The sequence below is a fragment of the Paractinoplanes globisporus DSM 43857 genome (genome assembly GCF_000379645.1).
Lineage (GTDB): Bacteria > Actinomycetota > Actinomycetes > Mycobacteriales > Micromonosporaceae > Actinoplanes > Actinoplanes globisporus.
Genome location: NZ_KB903353.1, coordinates 1 through 1,280, shown reverse-complemented (window position 1 = coordinate 1,280; position 1,280 = coordinate 1). Strand labels below are relative to the sequence as shown.

1 rRNA gene is annotated in these 1,280 nt (G+C 56.7%); it reads left to right on the top strand.

The window, feature by feature from the left end:
* Positions 1-1,280 (top strand): 23S ribosomal RNA (locus tag A3CQ_RS0146275); the annotation flags it as partial.

Below are 1,280 nucleotides of genomic sequence, written 5' to 3'. Positions count from 1 at the left end.
TGAGGCGTGATGCCGAGCCGTATCAGGTGAAGTCAGTGATCCTATGCTGCCGAGAAAAGCCTCTAGCGATGTTCCGAGCGGCCCGTACCCTAAACCGACACAGGTGGTCAGGTAGAGAATACCGAGGCGACGGGCGAACTGTGGTTAAGGAACTCGGCAAATTGCCCCCGTAACTTAGGGAGAAGGGGGGCCGGACGCGTGAAGCCCCTTTGCGGGTGGAGCGTGGTATGGCCGCAGAGAGCAGGGGGAAGCGACTGTTTACTAAAAACACAGGTCCATGCCAAGTCGTAAGACGATGTATATGGACTGACGCCTGCCCGGTGCTGGAACGTTAAGGGGACCTATTAGCTCTTCGGGGCGAGGTGGAGAACTTAAGCGCCAGTAAACGGCGGTGGTAACTATAACCATCCTAAGGTAGCGAAATTCCTTGTCGGGTAAGTTCCGACCTGCACGAATGGCGTAACGACTTCCCCACTGTCTCAACCACAGGCCCGGCGAAATTGCAGTACGAGTAAAGATGCTCGTTACGCGCGGCAGGACGGAAAGACCCCGGGACCTTTACTATAGCTTGACATTGGTATCCGAATTTAATTGTGTAGGATAGGTGGGAGCCGGTGAAGCCTGGACGCCAGTTCGGGTGGAGGCATTGTTGAAATACCACTCTGTTGGGTTTGGGTATCTAACTTGCGGCCCTGATCGGGTCGAGGGACAGTGTCTGGTGGGTAGTTTAACTGGGGCGGTTGCCTCCTAAAGGGTAACGGAGGCGCCCAAAGGTTCCCTCAGCCTGGTTGGCAATCAGGTGTTGAGTGTAAGTGCACAAGGGAGCTTGACTGTGAGACTGACGGGTCGAGCAGGGACGAAAGTCGGGACTAGTGATCCGGCACTTGCGTGTGGAAGCGGTGTCGCTCAACGGATAAAAGGTACCCCGGGGATAACAGGCTGATCTTCCCCAAGAGTCCATATCGACGGGATGGTTTGGCACCTCGATGTCGGCTCGTCGCATCCTGGGGCTGTAGCAGGTCCCAAGGGTTGGGCTGTTCGCCCATTAAAGCGGTACGCGAGCTGGGTTTAGAACGTCGTGAGACAGTTCGGTCCCTATCCGCCGTGCGCGTTGGATACTTGAGAAGGGCTGTCCCTAGTACGAGAGGACCGGGACGGACGAACCTCTGGTGTGCCAGTTGTCCCGCCAGGGGCACGGCTGGTTGGCTACGTTCGGAAGGGATAACCGCTGAAAGCATCTAAGCGGGAAGCCTGCTTCGAGATGAGGTATCCCACCCCCT